The sequence below is a fragment of the Gammaproteobacteria bacterium genome (assembly GCA_029882975.1).
In the GTDB taxonomy this organism is placed as follows: domain Bacteria; phylum Pseudomonadota; class Gammaproteobacteria; order SZUA-152; family SZUA-152; genus JAJDNG01.
This window is the reverse complement of the sequence record JAOUJW010000005.1, coordinates 178,559-194,611: the sequence shown is the minus strand read 5'-3', so window position 1 is coordinate 194,611 and position 16,053 is coordinate 178,559. Positions and strand designations below refer to the sequence as shown.

18 protein-coding genes and 1 pseudogene are annotated in these 16,053 nt (G+C 46.3%); 6 read left to right on the top strand and 13 right to left on the bottom strand.

Annotated features, from left to right (window positions below):
• Positions 1-42 precede the first annotated feature (42 nt).
• Complete coding sequence (locus OEY58_05945) at positions 43-1,260, top strand: HD-GYP domain-containing protein (GenBank protein MDH5324985.1); 1,218 nt, start codon at positions 43-45, stop codon at positions 1,258-1,260.
• Positions 1,261-1,327: 67 nt separating this feature from the next.
• Here the strand turns inward: OEY58_05945 and OEY58_05940 are convergent, their stop codons facing one another.
• The 5 genes from OEY58_05940 to OEY58_05920 all read right to left on the bottom strand — a co-directional run bounded on the left by OEY58_05940 (position 1,328) and on the right by OEY58_05920 (position 4,859).
• Positions 1,328-2,905 (bottom strand): GMC family oxidoreductase, encoded by a 1,578-nt coding sequence (locus OEY58_05940; protein ID MDH5324984.1) that lies wholly within the window; start codon positions 2,903-2,905, stop codon positions 1,328-1,330.
• 101 nt (positions 2,906-3,006) lie between these two features.
• A complete protein-coding gene (locus OEY58_05935) occupies positions 3,007-3,636 on the bottom strand; it encodes a hypothetical protein (GenBank protein MDH5324983.1) in 630 nt (209 codons plus the stop codon).
• Positions 3,637-3,721: 85 nt separating this feature from the next.
• Positions 3,722-3,877, bottom strand: coding sequence for a hypothetical protein (locus tag OEY58_05930; protein ID MDH5324982.1), 156 nt, complete (start codon positions 3,875-3,877; stop codon positions 3,722-3,724).
• Positions 3,878-3,983: 106 nt separating this feature from the next.
• Positions 3,984-4,220, bottom strand: a complete 237-nt coding sequence (locus tag OEY58_05925) for a zf-HC2 domain-containing protein (protein MDH5324981.1) — start codon at positions 4,218-4,220, stop codon at positions 3,984-3,986.
• A gap of 24 nt (positions 4,221-4,244) precedes the next feature.
• Positions 4,245-4,859 carry a sigma-70 family RNA polymerase sigma factor gene (locus OEY58_05920; GenBank protein ID MDH5324980.1) on the bottom strand — a complete coding sequence of 205 codons (615 nt, stop codon included), beginning with the start codon at positions 4,857-4,859 and terminating at the stop codon, positions 4,245-4,247.
• Positions 4,860-5,098: 239 nt separating this feature from the next.
• On the opposite strand from OEY58_05920, the gene arsS reads away from it, so the two are divergent.
• Complete coding sequence (gene arsS, locus OEY58_05915; protein MDH5324979.1) at positions 5,099-6,061, top strand: arsenosugar biosynthesis radical SAM protein ArsS; 963 nt, start codon at positions 5,099-5,101, stop codon at positions 6,059-6,061.
• 20 nt (positions 6,062-6,081) lie between these two features.
• Entirely contained in the window at positions 6,082-6,753 is a 672-nt protein-coding gene (locus OEY58_05910) for a TIGR04282 family arsenosugar biosynthesis glycosyltransferase (GenBank protein MDH5324978.1), read from the top strand.
• 22 nt (positions 6,754-6,775) lie between these two features.
• On the opposite strand, the gene OEY58_05905 is transcribed toward OEY58_05910, so the two are convergent.
• The 4 genes from OEY58_05905 to flgA all read right to left on the bottom strand — a co-directional run bounded on the left by OEY58_05905 (position 6,776) and on the right by flgA (position 9,196).
• Positions 6,776-7,480, bottom strand: a complete 705-nt coding sequence (locus OEY58_05905) for a PilZ domain-containing protein (protein ID MDH5324977.1) — start codon at positions 7,478-7,480, stop codon at positions 6,776-6,778.
• Between the two features lie 19 nt (positions 7,481-7,499).
• Positions 7,500-7,958 carry a flagellar protein FlgN gene (locus OEY58_05900; GenBank protein MDH5324976.1) on the bottom strand — a complete coding sequence of 153 codons (459 nt, stop codon included), beginning with the start codon at positions 7,956-7,958 and terminating at the stop codon, positions 7,500-7,502.
• 15 nt (positions 7,959-7,973) lie between these two features.
• Entirely contained in the window at positions 7,974-8,303 is a 330-nt protein-coding gene (flgM, locus tag OEY58_05895; GenBank protein MDH5324975.1) for a flagellar biosynthesis anti-sigma factor FlgM, read from the bottom strand.
• Positions 8,304-8,461: 158 nt separating this feature from the next.
• Positions 8,462-9,196: a flagellar basal body P-ring formation chaperone FlgA gene (gene flgA, locus OEY58_05890; protein ID MDH5324974.1), complete on the bottom strand. Its 735-nt coding sequence runs from the start codon at positions 9,194-9,196 to the stop codon at positions 8,462-8,464.
• Between the two features lie 308 nt (positions 9,197-9,504).
• Here flgA and OEY58_05885 point away from each other — a divergent pair, with 308 nt between their 5' ends.
• The gene (locus OEY58_05885) at positions 9,505-10,443 is read left to right on the top strand and encodes a chemotaxis protein CheV (GenBank protein MDH5324973.1); all 939 of its coding nucleotides are present in this window, start codon (positions 9,505-9,507) and stop codon (positions 10,441-10,443) included.
• 6 nt (positions 10,444-10,449) lie between these two features.
• Positions 10,450-11,313, top strand: a complete 864-nt coding sequence (locus OEY58_05880; protein ID MDH5324972.1) for a protein-glutamate O-methyltransferase CheR — start codon at positions 10,450-10,452, stop codon at positions 11,311-11,313.
• Positions 11,314-11,330: 17 nt separating this feature from the next.
• On the opposite strand, the gene OEY58_05875 is transcribed toward OEY58_05880, so the two are convergent.
• The 4 genes and pseudogenes from OEY58_05875 to OEY58_05860 form a co-directional block, all read right to left on the bottom strand.
• Positions 11,331-11,978: a tetratricopeptide repeat protein gene (locus tag OEY58_05875; GenBank protein ID MDH5324971.1), complete on the bottom strand. Its 648-nt coding sequence runs from the start codon at positions 11,976-11,978 to the stop codon at positions 11,331-11,333.
• An 81-nt stretch (positions 11,979-12,059) separates the two neighbouring features.
• A pseudogene (locus tag OEY58_05870) lies at positions 12,060-13,019 on the bottom strand (heavy metal sensor histidine kinase).
• 14 nt (positions 13,020-13,033) lie between these two features.
• A complete protein-coding gene (locus OEY58_05865) occupies positions 13,034-13,321 on the bottom strand; it encodes a hypothetical protein (protein MDH5324970.1) in 288 nt (95 codons plus the stop codon).
• Between the two features lie 101 nt (positions 13,322-13,422).
• The gene (locus OEY58_05860; GenBank protein ID MDH5324969.1) at positions 13,423-14,106 is read right to left on the bottom strand and encodes a heavy metal response regulator transcription factor; all 684 of its coding nucleotides are present in this window, start codon (positions 14,104-14,106) and stop codon (positions 13,423-13,425) included.
• Between the two features lie 178 nt (positions 14,107-14,284).
• Between OEY58_05860 and OEY58_05855 the strand changes: the two genes are divergently transcribed.
• The gene (locus tag OEY58_05855) at positions 14,285-16,036 is read left to right on the top strand and encodes a copper resistance system multicopper oxidase (protein MDH5324968.1); all 1,752 of its coding nucleotides are present in this window, start codon (positions 14,285-14,287) and stop codon (positions 16,034-16,036) included.
• The last annotated feature ends 17 nt before the right edge of the window (positions 16,037-16,053 follow it).

Below are 16,053 nucleotides of genomic sequence, written 5' to 3'. Positions count from 1 at the left end.
GGGTACCGATCATAGTATATAGATTACAATAGGGAAAATTTGATGAGCATAATCAAACTGGATATTAGTGAACTGCAGCTGGGCATGTACGTCACTGAAATTGATCGCCCCTGGTTGGAATCCCCATTTTTATTTCAAGGTTTTATTCTGGATAATAATGAATTAATGGGACAAGTATCTGATACCTGTAAATATGTATATGTGGACACGGAAAAATCCAGCCGCGATGTGCAATCTGTATTGGAACAACACCGGGAACATGAAAAACCCACAGTTTCACAAGGTGTGGACATGGAATTTATGAAACTGGCAGATCAGTTTCACAGCGCCCGTTTTCTCTATAATAAAACCAGTAACATTATTAAAAAAATGATGCAAAACATAAGTCTGGGTGAGACTGTAGATACGGTTAAAACCAAAGCCATGGTGGAAGATATGATCAATGTGGTGTCCCGTCACCCCAGCACCATGATCTGGTTGACCTATCTGAAAGACCATGACGATTTTACCTTGTATCACAGTATTAACGTATGCATTCTGACGCTGAGTTTTGGTCATTGGCTGGGTTTGGATCGCTCGCAATTACAGACCTTGGGCTTGGGAGCCATACTGCACGATATCGGTACCATGAAAGTACCCACGAACATCGTACAAAAAACCTCTGCATTGACGACGCAGGAGTATGAGCGTATGCAACAACACCCCAAGCTGGGTTGGGAGGCCTTGCGCGGAAAAGAATATATTACCAAGGAAGTATTGGATATTGTCTTGCACCATCACGAACGTTACAACGGTTCCGGTTACCCAGATAAATTAGTGGGGGAGGACAACGCCTACTTAACTCGATTGGTAGCCTTGGTGGATATGTATGAAACGGCCAGAAGTGATAACCATTATCGCAAAGGAACCTCCCCTCACGAAGTTCTGAAAGAAATGTATGTCACCGCTAAGGAAAACTTTGGTCCTGACCTAGTGGAAAAATTTATTCAATGCCTGGGTATTTATCCTATCGGTAGTTTGGTTGAACTGGAACGCGGCGATGTCGCTGTGGTTATGAGTGTCAATCAAACCGTAAAATTACGCCCTGTCGTTCTATTGGTTTTGGATATGGACAAAAAGCCCTATGAAGTCCGAAAGCTGATGAATCTGGCCAACATGGACTGGAGCGAAACCAATATTACCACCATATTGCCTCCGGGCTCTTATGGGATCAATGTGGCTAAAGTGGTGGTGGAAGATTTCTTACCCAAAGAGCATTAAGCGTAAACCAGCAGTGACAGCTGGGAATCTCTCTGGTGTTACAGCCGGTCTCCGAATCGCGGTTTCACTAGCTGATAAACTCCGCAATTCTTTCTGCCAGCGCAGCAATCGTCCGAGAGGGATTTAAACCGATGCTTCTTGGGAGGATAGAACCGTCAGCCACATAAAGTCCCGGATAGGAATACACTTCGCCCTTGTGATCTACTACACCATTTGCTTTACTGTCGGCCATACGGCAACCACCCATGGGGTGGGGCGTGGCCAGGTCTTTGAACCAGTTCCAACTGGGGGGGACACAAGGAGTACCGCCGGTGATTTTCGCTAATTTTTTGTGCATGTTGATCAAGGCTTGAATCGTCGCTTTGGATTTTTCAATGTTCCAATCCAGATCCATTTTTTTCTTAAACGGTGGCCACCAGCTGCGGCGCAGATGTAATCGGCCATCGGCCGCATCTATCCCTTGGCCGAACCATGGCATGATACAGGAGAGGGAATCGCGATTGCGTATCGCCTGATCCAAACCGCTGAACAACAAACCCAGCTGGGTTTTATTGCTGAATTGTTCCAGAGCATTGCCCAGCATGTCGGGAAAACCGCCGTCTTCGATAAAGAAGCGTTGGCCTTCAACGGAGCCATCCAAGAAGTCGATGGCCGCCGAGACGGTCGGACCCCGTGTAGGGGAGACGTCGCGTCCGGGATAAAAAGCGGGGGTCACAAAGTCACCATTACAGCTCCATCCGTACCCCAATTGCCGACTGATTCTCGGTAGAGTGCCATAGTCGTCGCGACATTTTAATAACAGTTCATTGGTGCCCATTGTGCCGGCTGCCACAACAACCTTACGGGCGTTAAAATGCCCCGGGAGCAGGCGTTCATTGCTTTGGTCTATACGGTCGAAATCGACCCGGTAATGATCGATTTTGGGGGTTATTTTGCGCACCAAATGCAACGGTAATATTTCTGCACCGTGTTTCTCAGCCAAGGGCAGGTAATTTAAATCCAGTGTATTCTTGGCTTGGACGCTGCAACCGATGTCGCAATTGCCGCAATGGATGCATGTGCCTTGAACTTGTCCCTGGGCGTTGGTGTACATCGTTGAATGCTTTTCATTGTGAGGATCTTCCAAGGCATAGCTGTAACTGTCGCTAAAGCTCACCGCCAAAGGTACTTTGGTAAATCGATCACCGTAACCGGCGGCCGTGGCGGCCGTCTGCATGAGCTTGTAACGCTCGGTCAGCTGATTGTCGGGAAGGGTTTGTAGATTGAGCATTTCCCCGGTTTTTTCATAATAGGGCTTAAGTGACTCATAGGTGATGGCTTCAGGCCAGCCGGATTGGAATACAAAAGGTTGAGCCTCTATAGACACATTGGCGTAGATGAGGGAGCCGCCACCCACGCCACTACCTTGTGCGACCGCCATATCATTGTAGACTCTCAGGTCGATCCAACCATTGCGTTTTTCCGGCTCATGGTGTGACCATAACCAAGAGTCTTGTGGCGAGCGAGGGTAGTCTTGCGGTTTCCAGCGGCGTCCCCGTTCCAGGACGCAGACCGACAGGCCTCTTTGCGCCAGGCGACAGGCGCTGACGGCACCACCAAAGCCACTGCCGATTACAATTACGTCAAAATGGATATCTTGAGTCAAGGTCGAGGTCCTTTCGTTACTTGAGCGTGTCTGCCATTTATAGACAGGAATTGAATCCGGGGCGTATGCGAGACACGCCCGGTAATCCAGGAATCCGTGATTTAGTAGCCGCGGTACCCGGGAGGTGCGTTGGGAACGGGCGGTGGAGCATCTTGTTCCGGTTCGCGACTGTTGTACTCCTGTGAGCGGTAGTCGCGAGAATCGTATTGCTCTTGCTGTCCCGTGTCCGTCTCTCTGCGGTCGCTACGCTCACCACGATTGGCGCGGTTACGTTTTTGCAGTTCGTTAATACGGAAACGAACACCGATCATCACATCCAAACCAAAATTAGTGCTGGGTGCGACATCTACCCGGGGTGCTAATTCCCCGAAAACTTCGAAGGGTGCATCCTGGATGAAATAACTGATACCAAGAGGAATCCGCAATCCAAGTATGGTATCTGCGTTGCGTTCTTCTTTAAAACGCACGCCATAGCCATAGTAAAAAGGCATAGGATTGCCGTCCAGATTGTATTTATTATTGTCGTGGATGAGATAATCGAAATGCAGATAGACTTCCTCGTTGGCGGCATCCCAGGCGCCAAGCATGTCATAAGCAATCTCGTCTGAATTCCAAAGTTTAACGGAAATACCGGTAGGGCTGGGTGTTGCTAGCCCTACGGCAAGTTCGTCGGCAAAAGTCAGTTGGCTGAGCACCAGCAAGGAGGCCAGTGCGAAAGTTTTGATCCCCATAAATACCCTCAAAACACTTTATCGTTATTGGGTCTATATTACCGCAAACCTCGGTGAGCTTCCAAGGAAAGCTTGGGCTTAGGGATCAAATATGCGCGCCTTTCCAAATTTCCAGAGCTTCTCTGCGGTCTTTGCCGGAACGGCGCGGTTCTTTATCTAACTCAAAACGAACCATTTCCCGACGGTCTTTTGTTTGGCGACGATGCCAAACACGTCTTTCAGGGCCTTTGTATGTATTCATAGTGCTATCTGCCAATGTTTTATTTACCCGTAAGTTTAGGGTGGCTCGTAGGCCGTGGGTAGGTAAATATTACCCATTATAATGCGAAATAGTGATATTTATATAATTATTTCTTATTATTATCGCGGTACATTTGAGTCAAATTGGAGATAAAGCTCTCATCCGGTTCAGCCGGTTTGGACATGCCTGCTAAGGTTTTGATTGTTAATTGAATTTGTGAGATGTAGCGACGACAGTTAACGCACATGAATAAATGGATTTTGAAAGCCACACGGGTACGCCAAGGCAGCTTCATATCCAAGAATTCATCGGCTTTGTGGGTTATATCCTTGCAACTTAACATATCGGCTGAACCTTAATCGCTAACTCATTGTATTTCCGCAGATTGATACTTATCAATCGCTAATCTCACGTGACTGCGGGCACGATGTAACAGTACTCTTGCATTAGACTCAGAAACCTCCAAAACCTTACAAATTTCCTCCATAGAAAGTCCATGCATGTCTCGTAGCGCTAAAATCGCTTGTTGAGGTACTGACAAGGTGGAAATGGCCGTATCAATGCACTGTTTCAATTCCTGCGAGGCCAATAATGCGTCCGGCGTATCTTTGTTCCATACGTGGGGAGCTAATTGCCAGTGACCATCATTTTTGAAGTTTTGAGGAGGCAGCTCCCCTAAGGCATTTCCCATATCATCAAAATTTACCGTGCGAGACTCGTGCCGCAGTCGACTTTTTGCACAATTGCTGACGATGCGCAAAATCCATGTTTTCAAACTGGAACGGCGTTCAAATTTGGGTAGGGCTTTAATCGCAGCCATCCAGGCATCCTGTACCACCTCTTCTGCGATGGCTTCGCCTATTATGGCTTTGGCTAAGTGCACCATGAGACCGTGATAGGCTTTTACCAGCTGCACAAAAGTAGTTTCATCCCCGGCAAGTAATTGGGGAATGAGTTCATGGTCAGGAGGCAGTTCTGCCACTTAATTATATTCCTTGTTCAGCCTTCAACTTACGGTTTTTGTTCTAAAGCTGTACTTTTATCATTTAAAAATGATAACAAAACTTGCGTGCTTGCTGTAACAAACGGCGGTAGCGGGACTCAATACCACAAGGCCGGATTTTAAGGTAAGAATTTTATGAGCTTTTTGTAAAATAATCTACTATTAGTCAATAGTTTAGCGAATCCACGGATTGAGTAATAAATGAACAGGATCAATAAATGATAGAAACTTTGCCATTACTACAGAAATCAGATTTTCCCGAACTGACCCGGACATCTTTGACCACCATTCAGGTCAATTTGGGCTATCGTTGCAATCAACAATGTCTACATTGCCATGTTAACGCCGGCCCAAAACGCACTGAGATCATGAGTTGGGAAAATATTCAGGCGGTACTGACATTTTTAAAGCGGTCGCACGCACAGGTAGTCGATCTCACCGGGGGTGCACCGGAGCTCAACCCTCATTTTCGTGAGTTAGTGAGCGAGGCGAGGCAGGCGGGAGCAAAAGTCATCGACCGGTGCAACTTAACAATACTCTGTGAACCCGGACAAGAAGATTTGGCAACGTTTTTAGCACAGCAGCAAGTAGAGGTAGTGGCATCCTTACCCTGTTATACGCAAGACAATGTGGACCAACAAAGAGGCAAAGGAGTCTTTGCCAAAAGTATAGAAGGTTTGCAGCAACTGAACCGCTTGGGCTACGGTAAACCCAACAGCGGACTGATATTGAATTTGGTGTACAATCCAACCGGACCCTTTTTGCCGCCGCCACAGCATGTCTTGGAGGCTGATTATAAGCAAAAATTGCATGAAGATTTCGGAGTTGAATTTAATTCGCTGCTAACGATTACAAACATGCCAATACAACGTTTCGGCAGCACCTTAGTTTCCAAGGGACAATTTAATGACTATATGGATTTGTTGCGACAATCTTACTCAGAATCCAATTTACAGAATGTCATGTGTAAAAGCCTGATCAGCGTGGATTGGCAAGGTTATGTTTACGATTGCGACTTTAATCAGATGTTAAAACTTCCGGCCATGTTGAGTACAAGGCCGCACACCCATATCTCGCAATTGGAAACAGAATCCCTGGAAGGAAAGTCCATTGTTGTATTGGATCACTGCTACGGCTGCACCGCCGGGCAGGGGAGTAGTTGTGGCGGTGCCTTAAACTGATGTGGGCACAGCAATCGCGCATGAACCACAACCCAGATACTGTCGTCATTGTATTTGCCAAGGCCCCTCAACCGGGAAAGGTAAAGACCCGTTTGATTCCATCATTTGGAGCACGTAACGCCGCGCAGATTCATACGGCGCTGGTGGAGCACACCCTGAGCCATCTACATAGAGATTGTTCTATTCCCGTACAATTGTGGTGTGCTCCAGACAGCAATCATGATTTTTTTAAGCAATGCCATTTACGTTGGCCGGTTTCCCTGCATCGCCAGCAGGGGCAAGACTTGGGGCAACGTATGCAGCATGCTTTGAGCCAAGCCTTACAACACTATCCGAATGCAATTATTGTCGGTACGGATTGTCCTGCCATGGATGCGGAATTGGTACAGCATGCTGCCCGGTGTTTGCAGCAGGGTTGTGATGCGGTGTTGGCGCCTGCAGATGATGGCGGTTATGTTTTGTTGGGAGTGAGGCAAGTGCATCCTGCTTTGTTTCAAGATATAGCCTGGGGAACGGATTCGGTACTGCAAAGTACCGAAAAGCGGTTGATACAACTGGGATGGCATTGGCAACGCTTAACGGAATGTTGGGACGTGGATCGTCCGGAGGATGTGACCCGGCTTTGGCGGTATTTGCAGAACCAGGTCGATGCGCCACTAATGCAGGCACTAGAACAAAGCTTAATTGCTTAGAAAACCAATATTAATGGAGAAGCTAGGAATTGCGTTTATTTTTCAAGCGATGACGTTCCAAATCCATAATGAAACGTGCCAGTATCCGTTTCCCGGTTTTATCCAGATTCAAAAAGCGAACGCCAAGTGTTAGCTGATTATTTTTACCACGATGTGCATGTCGCACTTCTAAGGTGCAGGACAACTGCAGGTCACTGCTGAGTGTCAAAGTGCAATCTTCTACTACATCTTTAAAATGTAATTCCACTTTGGGCTTGTCAATGAATAGGCGTAAACCCCCTGCCGATATATCACGAACCGTAGCGGTGACGGTTTCTTCCTTGTATGGAAGCGTTAAAATAATATTTTGAGAGTAGCTGACATGTTCTCGATGCGCCATGCGTCTTTGTAAATACTGAACAGACTCTGGAAACAGAAGCTGTATGTCCTCTTCATTTTGTTCTGCCATTTGAGTGGTAAAACGGATTTCTGCACCGTTATATTCGGTAACAATGTCAAAGCTCATATCGGAGGAAATTTCCGGTACGCCGGCATCTGTATTGGTAGGAGATTTTTTTAGAATCACCAGACGTTGCTTTTGGTAGGCGACTTCAAAAATCAACGCATTAAATGCGACTGTCTGTCCTGCAACCGTATGGGCTTTTATAGACAATTCTTTTCCGGTAATTGGCTTCAGCAGGGTATAAATCCTGGCAGCAGTGGAAATGGTCTCAAAAGCGCTGCTCACGGAAGTTGCCCTAATAGGATCAAGCGGTCTTTGTATCGCTGCAGGAGCCGTTATCCACTAACTTTCCAGCGGCGGAATATAAGCTGGTGCCCGGTTCCCGGCCTTGCAATAAATTAAGAAACTGTTGAGTTTGTACTGTAGCAAGATTAACCATACGGGCATTAATTTGATTTTGTTTTTGGCAATCTTTAGCGGTGGCCATTAGTATTTTGTACTTATTTTGCAAACCGAGGCCATCGACGTATTGGTTTAACCCGGCCTGATCGGCGGGGTAGCCGTCTTGTTCCAAGGTCTGATAAAGCTGGCGTTCTGTAGTCTGTATGGTAGCGCTGAGATCCAGTTTCAGACTAGTGGCTGCTTCAAATCCGCTGATATCATTGGCACGAAATGAAGCGTATTCGGCACGCAAAGCGTTTAGCAGTTCGTGAGATTGCCGGATATATAAGTTGAGAATTTCAGCCGCTTTTGCAGGATTCATGGCGATGTGTTCCCCCTAAGACAGCTTTTTCGGGGTTAATGCCGACTCCAATTGCATAAATTTTTCAGCAGTTTTTTCCGGATTAAAGGTATACTGACCGGATGCAATCGCCTTTTTTATGCTTTCAACTTTTGTTTTGTCGACTACGGGCAATACGGACAACTTTTGCTCCAACGTTTGCAATAGTTCTGCGGAACCGGTTATTGAAACAGTATCAGTGCGAACTTTGCCGGGTTGCTTGGTTTCCTGCGTACCGGGCAGTTGTTTGGTCCTGCTAAGTCCGCTGTTTTTTCGTGCCTTCTGTACTTTCTGTACTTCCCGAGATTCCACTGTATCTACGGCCATGCCTTATCTCCTTAGCTTGACAATAAGTTTATCGGATAGAACGTTAAAAGCTTAATATGGGTAGACCAATTTCGTGAATGACGTCTAGAAGAAGCAAATTTAGCGTACAAAAACTACCAATTCGGTCTACCCATTACAACAATAAGCCCACTCCTAAGCTACATCTGAATTTGTACAATTCCTAACCGAGTCACAATTCCTTCCACAACCCGGTTGCTGGAATTATTACGTACCTTAATAATATCGCCTCTGGCACCATCAGCAAGTGCTTTGCCTGACATACGTACTTCAAGAGCTGCATTTTTGGCTATCAACACCACCTGTTGGCCGCGCCGTACCAACTTGGGTTCCGCCAATAGTTGAGGACTGAAGGTCTTGCCTTTAGCTATGTATCGTTTGGCTACTTTTCCAATAATAGCAGCATCGGACGACAATACATTCTTATTCGCGTTTGTGAGTCGAACCCGCACGTTTTCAATCTGAGCTGCAGAAATTTGTTGGCCCCTGGCTATTCCGGTAGTACTAACCGGGACGAGCTCATAGTAGGCGATTTCAGCGGAGACAAATAACTTCCAAGGCTTATTGTCCTTGCATTGCACCTTTATAGTGGCTTTTCCGGTTAGCTCCCGGCCGGCAACTTCCGCCACTAACGCTTTGGAGCAAAGCCGTAACTTTAAGCGGGTATTGGGTTTGTAAATCTCAAACTCATAATCCGTTTTTCCCCCTTGGGCCATATGTTGATGCACGGCGCGTTCTGCAGCCAGGGAGATATCGTCAAGTTTGTGATACTGTGGATCAGAAGATTTCGCATGGACTGACGGGGAACAGGAAAAACTTGTAGACAGGATTGCTACAACTACACGAAGAATGTATGAAATTTGTAAACATTTCATAGCGGTCGTCCTGACGCACACAGTAATTCCATTGCATAATAGCCTGTATTATCCACTTTACCCCCCAACAGTCAAAATACCGACTGTTTCACACTTGCTCGCATTGCTTGCAAGTATCTGATTATAAGTAGGTAATGTATCCGGTGCAGTTGCTTTGTGCCGGTTTCGGATCTCCGTTCACTACCTACAGGTGTATTTGAGCAATATTTGTACCAACTCTGCGGCACGGGATCCTATTCAAGTAAAGATCAAGAATGTCGATAAGCAATAAGCACCGAATATATAAAAAGTTTCTGGAGTTGTAACACATGTCACAAATGTTGAAAGGAATCGATTTGCGTACCCAAATGGTTGGTGCGAATCGGCTGGAGCTGCTGTTGTTCAATCTTAATGGACGACAAACATTTGGCATCAATGTGTTTAAAGTGCAGGAAGTGATCCGCTGTCCAAATCTTACCAAGGTAGCCAATTCTCATCCGACCATAGTGGGTATCGCCAATATGCGCGATAAAACCATTCCCGTGATTGACTTAGCCCGAGCGTTGAAAATGCCGGCCACGCCAAAACAAGATTACAATGCCTGCTATGTTGTGGTTGCAGATTACAACCGCAAAACACAAGGATTTTTGGTTAAGGGTGTGCAACGTATAGTGAACATGAATTGGTCTGAAATATTACCGCCGCCTAAAGGCGCTGCCGGGTCTTCATACTTTACAGCAGTTACGAAAGTCGACAATCAGCTAATTGGTATTCTGGATGTTGAAAAAGTCCTGGAAGAAGTTACCGGAACCGCAGACCGGGAAGAGTATGTAGCGGATGAACGCGCGAAAGGATTCGATAAGATAAAAATATTAGTTGTGGATGATTCCAGTGTAGCGCGCAATCAAATCAAACGCACCCTCGAGAAGTTGAACATATCCTGTGCCTTAGCTACAGACGGTCAGGATGGTTTAAAGTATCTGGAAGAACAGTGTAAGAACGGTACCATCGGCGAATTGGACTTGATCATCACCGATGTGGAAATGCCCAATATGGATGGCTACACACTCACTACCAGGATTCGGCAACACCCTCAATTAAAGGACTTGTATGTCATTATGCATACTTCACTGAGCGGTGTGTTCAATCAAATCATGGTTGAAAAAGTAGGGGCCAACAAGTTTATTCCAAAGTTCAATCAAAGAGAATTAGCTGAAGCAATTATAGAAGGCGTGGAATCCACGATGCAACTTAAAAAGGCAGGGTAAGGTTTTATGCAACCGGCAAAAAACAATTTTAATAAAGACTCGAACCAAGCCCCGACGTTAAAATCGGCAGACTACGCAACATTCTGTTCCTATCTGGAGAGAGAATCGGGTATCACTTTGGGTGCGAATAAAGAGTACCTGGTCAGCAGTCGATTGAACAGTATTATGTCGCAGAATGGGATTCGTTGTTTTTCGGAACTTGTTCCGAAAATGCAAAGCAGTAAGTTTTTTCGTCAATTGGTTTTAGATGCTATGACCACCAACGAGACTTCCTGGTTTCGCGACAAGTATCCCTATGAAGTTTTGTATGAAAAACTATTAGCGGAATTTGGTAAACAAAAAAAACGCGAAATCCGGATTTGGTCTGCAGCTTGTTCCACCGGCCAGGAGCCATATTCCATCAGCATGATTGTTTCTGAATTTCTCAGCAGAAACCCGGGAACCTTGTCGTCAACCTCCGTACGGATTTTGGGGACGGATCTTTCATCCTCCGTTGTAAAGCAGGCGCAAAATGCGGAATACGAATCCCTGGCCTTAATTCGTGGCCTGTCCGATGAAAGGCGTCAACGCTTTTTCAAAAGTACCGGAACCAAATCACAAGTCATAGAAGAAGTAAGAAGCCGTGTGAGTTTTCGAGAACTTAATTTGAAAGACAGTTACTTGCTGTTGGGCAAATTCGACATAATATTTTGTCGCAACGTCTTAATCTATTTTACCCCGGAACTTAAAGTGGATATCGTCAATCGCATGACTCAAGCGTTGAATCCAGGCGGTTTTCTGATCCTGGGAGGGGCCGAATCAATCAGTGGTTTAACTGAACGCTTCGAATTGGTACGCTGGAAAAACGGGCTCATTTACCAACTAAAGTAACTGTGTGCAATATACAGTTACTCAAGATGTTTGATTGTCTTGTCCAGCCACTCTCTTGCTGCAACTGTACTGGGGTGGTTTTCGCCAAAAATGGCACGGCGCACAACTAAGGCTCTTTCAAAATAATATCTGGCTTGGGAGTAGTTTTTCTTTTGGAACCATGCTTCACCCAAAGCCGACCAGCGATTACTCACTGTGGAATCCAAGGGGCCGTAGTTATTGATATCGCTGTTTAGGGCTTTTTCAAAATATTCAATGGCCTTGTCCAGGCGGCCTTTTTTTTTCCAGGATTTACCCAGATTGTTCCAATAGACGGCCACTTGAGAATGTGAGGGGCCTAAGCTCTCCAGAGCGCTATCAATCGCTTTCTTATAGTACTCAATGGCTTTGTCGAATTGCCCTTTATCTTCCCATACCATACCCAGGTTATTCCAATACACAGATACTTTGGGATTATTGCTTCCCGATCGGAGGATTTCTTCGTTCAGGACTTTTTCATATAGGGGGATAGCTTTATCGTGTTGTCCGGTGGTGGAATATTCATGGGCTTGGTTTAGCCAATGTACCGACTGCATTTCCGGCGATAGCTGCTTGTGTTGTTCTTCGGCGCATGCTACCAGAGTAAAAATTGTAATCACCATACATAAACGAAACAGCTGCTTCATTACTACTTCCCGCCTGCTGAGAATCCATCGGGATACGATAGATTATCTAGAATTGAAGAATATCTTGTTTGCCATAGGTGCTTACCCCGGCAAAATGACTTGGAATCGTGCACCGTCATCCTTTGGAAGCGATGTTACGGTCCCGCGATGGATTTCGATGATGGATTTGGTAATAGCCAGTCCCAGACCGGCTCCTTCTCCTTCCCGTTGTCGAGAGGCATCTACCCGGTAGAAGCGGTCAAATACCTTACTCAAGTGTTCGGGTGGAATACTGATGCCGGGATTATCCACAGTAATGACTATGGACTTTTCGGCGTTGTGCTCCAGTGTAATCTTTACGGTGTTTCCTCTTGGGGTGTGTCTGATTGCATTTGACACTAAATTGCTTAAAGCCCGGCGCAACATGGGTTGATCTCCCGAAACGGAGGCACTACCTTCCAGGGTCAGGGCTACGCCGTGCTCCTCCGCCCAGGCTTCGTAAAATTCGAATAGTTGATTGATCTCCGTTTCCAAATTGATGGTAACATTGTTCAGATGAAAAAGACCGTTATCCGCTTTGGCGAGGAATAACATATCACTGATCATTTGTGTAATGCGTTCGTATTCTTCAATACTGGAATAGAGTACTTCTCGATATTCCTCTGAAGAGCGATTTTGAGACAAGGCAACCTGGGTTTGAGTCAATAGATTTGTCATTGGCGTTCGCAATTCATGGGCAATATCTGCTGAGAAATTGGAAAGACGTAGGAACGATTCCTCCACCCGCTGTAACATATCGTTAAAGGAAACCGCAAGATCGGTTAACTCCACCGGTACATTATCGGGCGATAATCGGCTATTCAGCTGACTGGCACTGATTCGGTGAATTTGCTCGACGATGTCGCGCAAGGGGGCATGCCCCTTTCTAACCGAAATCCAACCTACCAGCCCCATAACCAAAATTCCGGCGATAATCATTACCCACATGGTATATCGAAAACTCTGAAGAAAACGAAGATGATAATCAATGACGACAGCGACGGACGTCCTGTATACCGTACCGTTATTGGATGAGGTTAAATTCGATACGTGTGCTTGGTATCACTCCAGTCGTACACTTTATCGTGAAAGGCATTGTCCATAGTGACATCGGAAAGATTGGGTCCTCCCGGACTGGCGAATAGTGCTTTACCATTTACGTCGCAAACATATAATACGGCTCCATGGTGACCCAGTAAAATATCATTAAACCTTTGTTCCAGGGCACCCTTGTCTTTGGTGTCGGTCCATTCGCTCAGTGCTTGGGAAACCGTTCTTGAAATAAGCTTGAGTTCAATTTTGTCTTCATTTTGAAAATGCATCATTAAAGACCGTTCTGTTATCCAACCGAATGTTGAAAACACGATTGCTGAGGTCAGGTTAAATAACAAAGTCAATCGTAAGGTAAGCGAAGGGGGGGGCTGCATTATTCCTCATCCGTTACATCGAGCATGTAACCCATACCTCTTATGGTATGTATCAGCTTTTTATCAAAACCATCGTCAATCTTCGCTCTCAATCGGCGAATTGCCACATCAATGACATTTGTATCACTGTCGAAATTCATATCCCATACCTGAGATGCGATTAATGACCGGGGTAGAACTTCACCGCGGCGGCGCATCAGCAGTTCCAACAGTGTAAATTCTTTTGCGGTTAGGCTGATTTTTTGAGTCGCACGGCATGCACGGCGGCGCATTAAATCCAGCTCCAAATCAGCGACCACCAGTGTAGTATCCATGTCGGGGCCGATACTCCGCCGTACCAAAGTCCGAACTCTGGCCAGTAACTCGGCAAACGCGAAGGGTTTGATCAGATAGTCATCTGCCCCCAGTTCCAAACCTCTTACTCGGTCATCTATACTGTCTTTAGCGGTAAGGAACAATACTCGAACTATGATCCCGGCTTCACGCAGCGATTGCAAAATTCGCCATCCGTCCACATCGGGTAACATAACATCCAGGATGATCAAATCGTACGATTCTGTCATCGCCATATGGAAACCATCCATTCCATTTCTGGCAAAATCGACCACAAATCCAGATTCGGTAAGCCCCTGGCGCAGGTATTCGCCGGTTTTCACCTCATCTTCAACAATCAATAGCTTCATGTCTTAATCACAAATAACCCTATTTATTTATTCTACACTACATGTGTAGGATTCCAACAACATGACCGGAACATTACAAGAATGTAATGTTCCGGTCACAGAATCGTAAGCCTTATATGGTTACAGTTTATCCTGTGCGAAGTGCACCTGTATGAATTTAAAGATGAGGAAAAGTGGTATGAAAGTTATTGACTCTGGAAAGGGATATTTGCCCGATCATTCCAGGCGGCGCTTTATTCAGGGTTTAGCAGCTGGTGGGCTCTTGGTTGCGGCAGGACCGCGATTTTCCACCGCTGTTGCCGGTCAGCCGGTAACATCCGCCCCTGTACTGCATGGGCCTGAGTTTGATTTGACGGTAACGGAAATGCCAGTCAACTTTACGGGACAAATACGTACGGCCACGGCGATCAATCAATCCATACCGGCACCGACACTACGCATGCGTGAAGGGGAAACCGTCACACTTCGGGTTACCAACCGATTGAACGTACCAACATCGATTCATTGGCACGGTCTGATTCTTCCCTATCAAATGGACGGTGTCCCTGGTGTGAGTTTTAGCGGAATTGCGCCGGGACAGACCTTTACGTATCGGTTTCAGGTTCAGCAAGCCGGCACTTATTGGTACCATTCGCACAGTGGATTTCAAGAACAAACCGGCATGTATGGTGCCATTATCATTGATCCGGCTCGGAAATCTATTCAAGCAGACAAGGATTATGTAGTGCTACTGTCCGACTGGACCGACGAAGATCCCTCCAGTGTGTTTGCCAAATTGAAAACACAAGGGGATTATTATAATTTCAATTTACCGACCGTCGGCGGATTTGTCAGCGATGTGTCACAATTCGGTTTTTCTGCGGCGCTTCAAAAACGTCGTATGTGGAATCAGATGCGCATGAGTCCGGTGGATCTATCCGACATATCTGCATACACATATACCTATTTAATGAATGGCAGCACCCCGGCTGGGAATTGGACCGGTTTGTTTCGTCGTGGTGACAAGGTACGGCTGCGATTTATCAGCGGTGGTACCCAAAGTTACTTTGATGTGCGAATTCCCGGATTAAAAATGACCGTAATACACGTGGACGGTCAAGATATTGAGCCGGTCACTGTTGACGAATTTCGCTGTGGTCCGGGCGAAACCTATGATGTTATTGTACAACCAAAAGACGATGCCTATACCATCTTCGCCCAGTCCATGGATAGAACCGGCTACGCTCGTGGCACTTTAGCAGTTAAATCCGGTTTGTCCGCTCCGGTACCGGAATTGGATCAACAGATCTGGTTGGAAATGACCGACATGATGGGTGCTATGGATCACTCGGCTGGTGAGGGGACCATGGGGAGCAATCCGGGAAATCATATGCACCACAACAACCCTAATCCCGCAGGGAAGAAACCGGTACGTGTTAGACACGCGAAAACTGAATACGGACCCAGCGTGGATATGCGCGTGGATAGTCCACGCACCAATCTGGATGATCCCGGGATCGGATTGAGGAATAACGGCCGTAAAGTGCTCACGTACGCGGACATCCGTTCGGTGGATAGCGTTAAGGACAAGAGGAAACCGGAGCGAGATGTGGAGTTACATCTGACAGGCAATATGGAGCGATATACTTGGTCTATTGATGGCCTGGAATTCGGTAGATCCACCCCCATACATTTTCGTCACCGTGAACGACTGCGGGTTATCTTACATAACGATACGATGATGACTCATCCCATGCATCTACACGGAATGTGGAGCGAATTAGAAGACTCTGAAGGCAATTTTCTGGCCCGACGCCACACTCTTAGTGTTCAACCGGCACAGCGAATCAGTTTTCTAGTCACTGCGGATGCGATTGGACGTTGGGCATGGCATTGTCATTTGCTTTACCACATGGATGCGGGAATGTTCCGCGAAGTTGTGGTGGCGTAAGTGAGCAGGATACACAG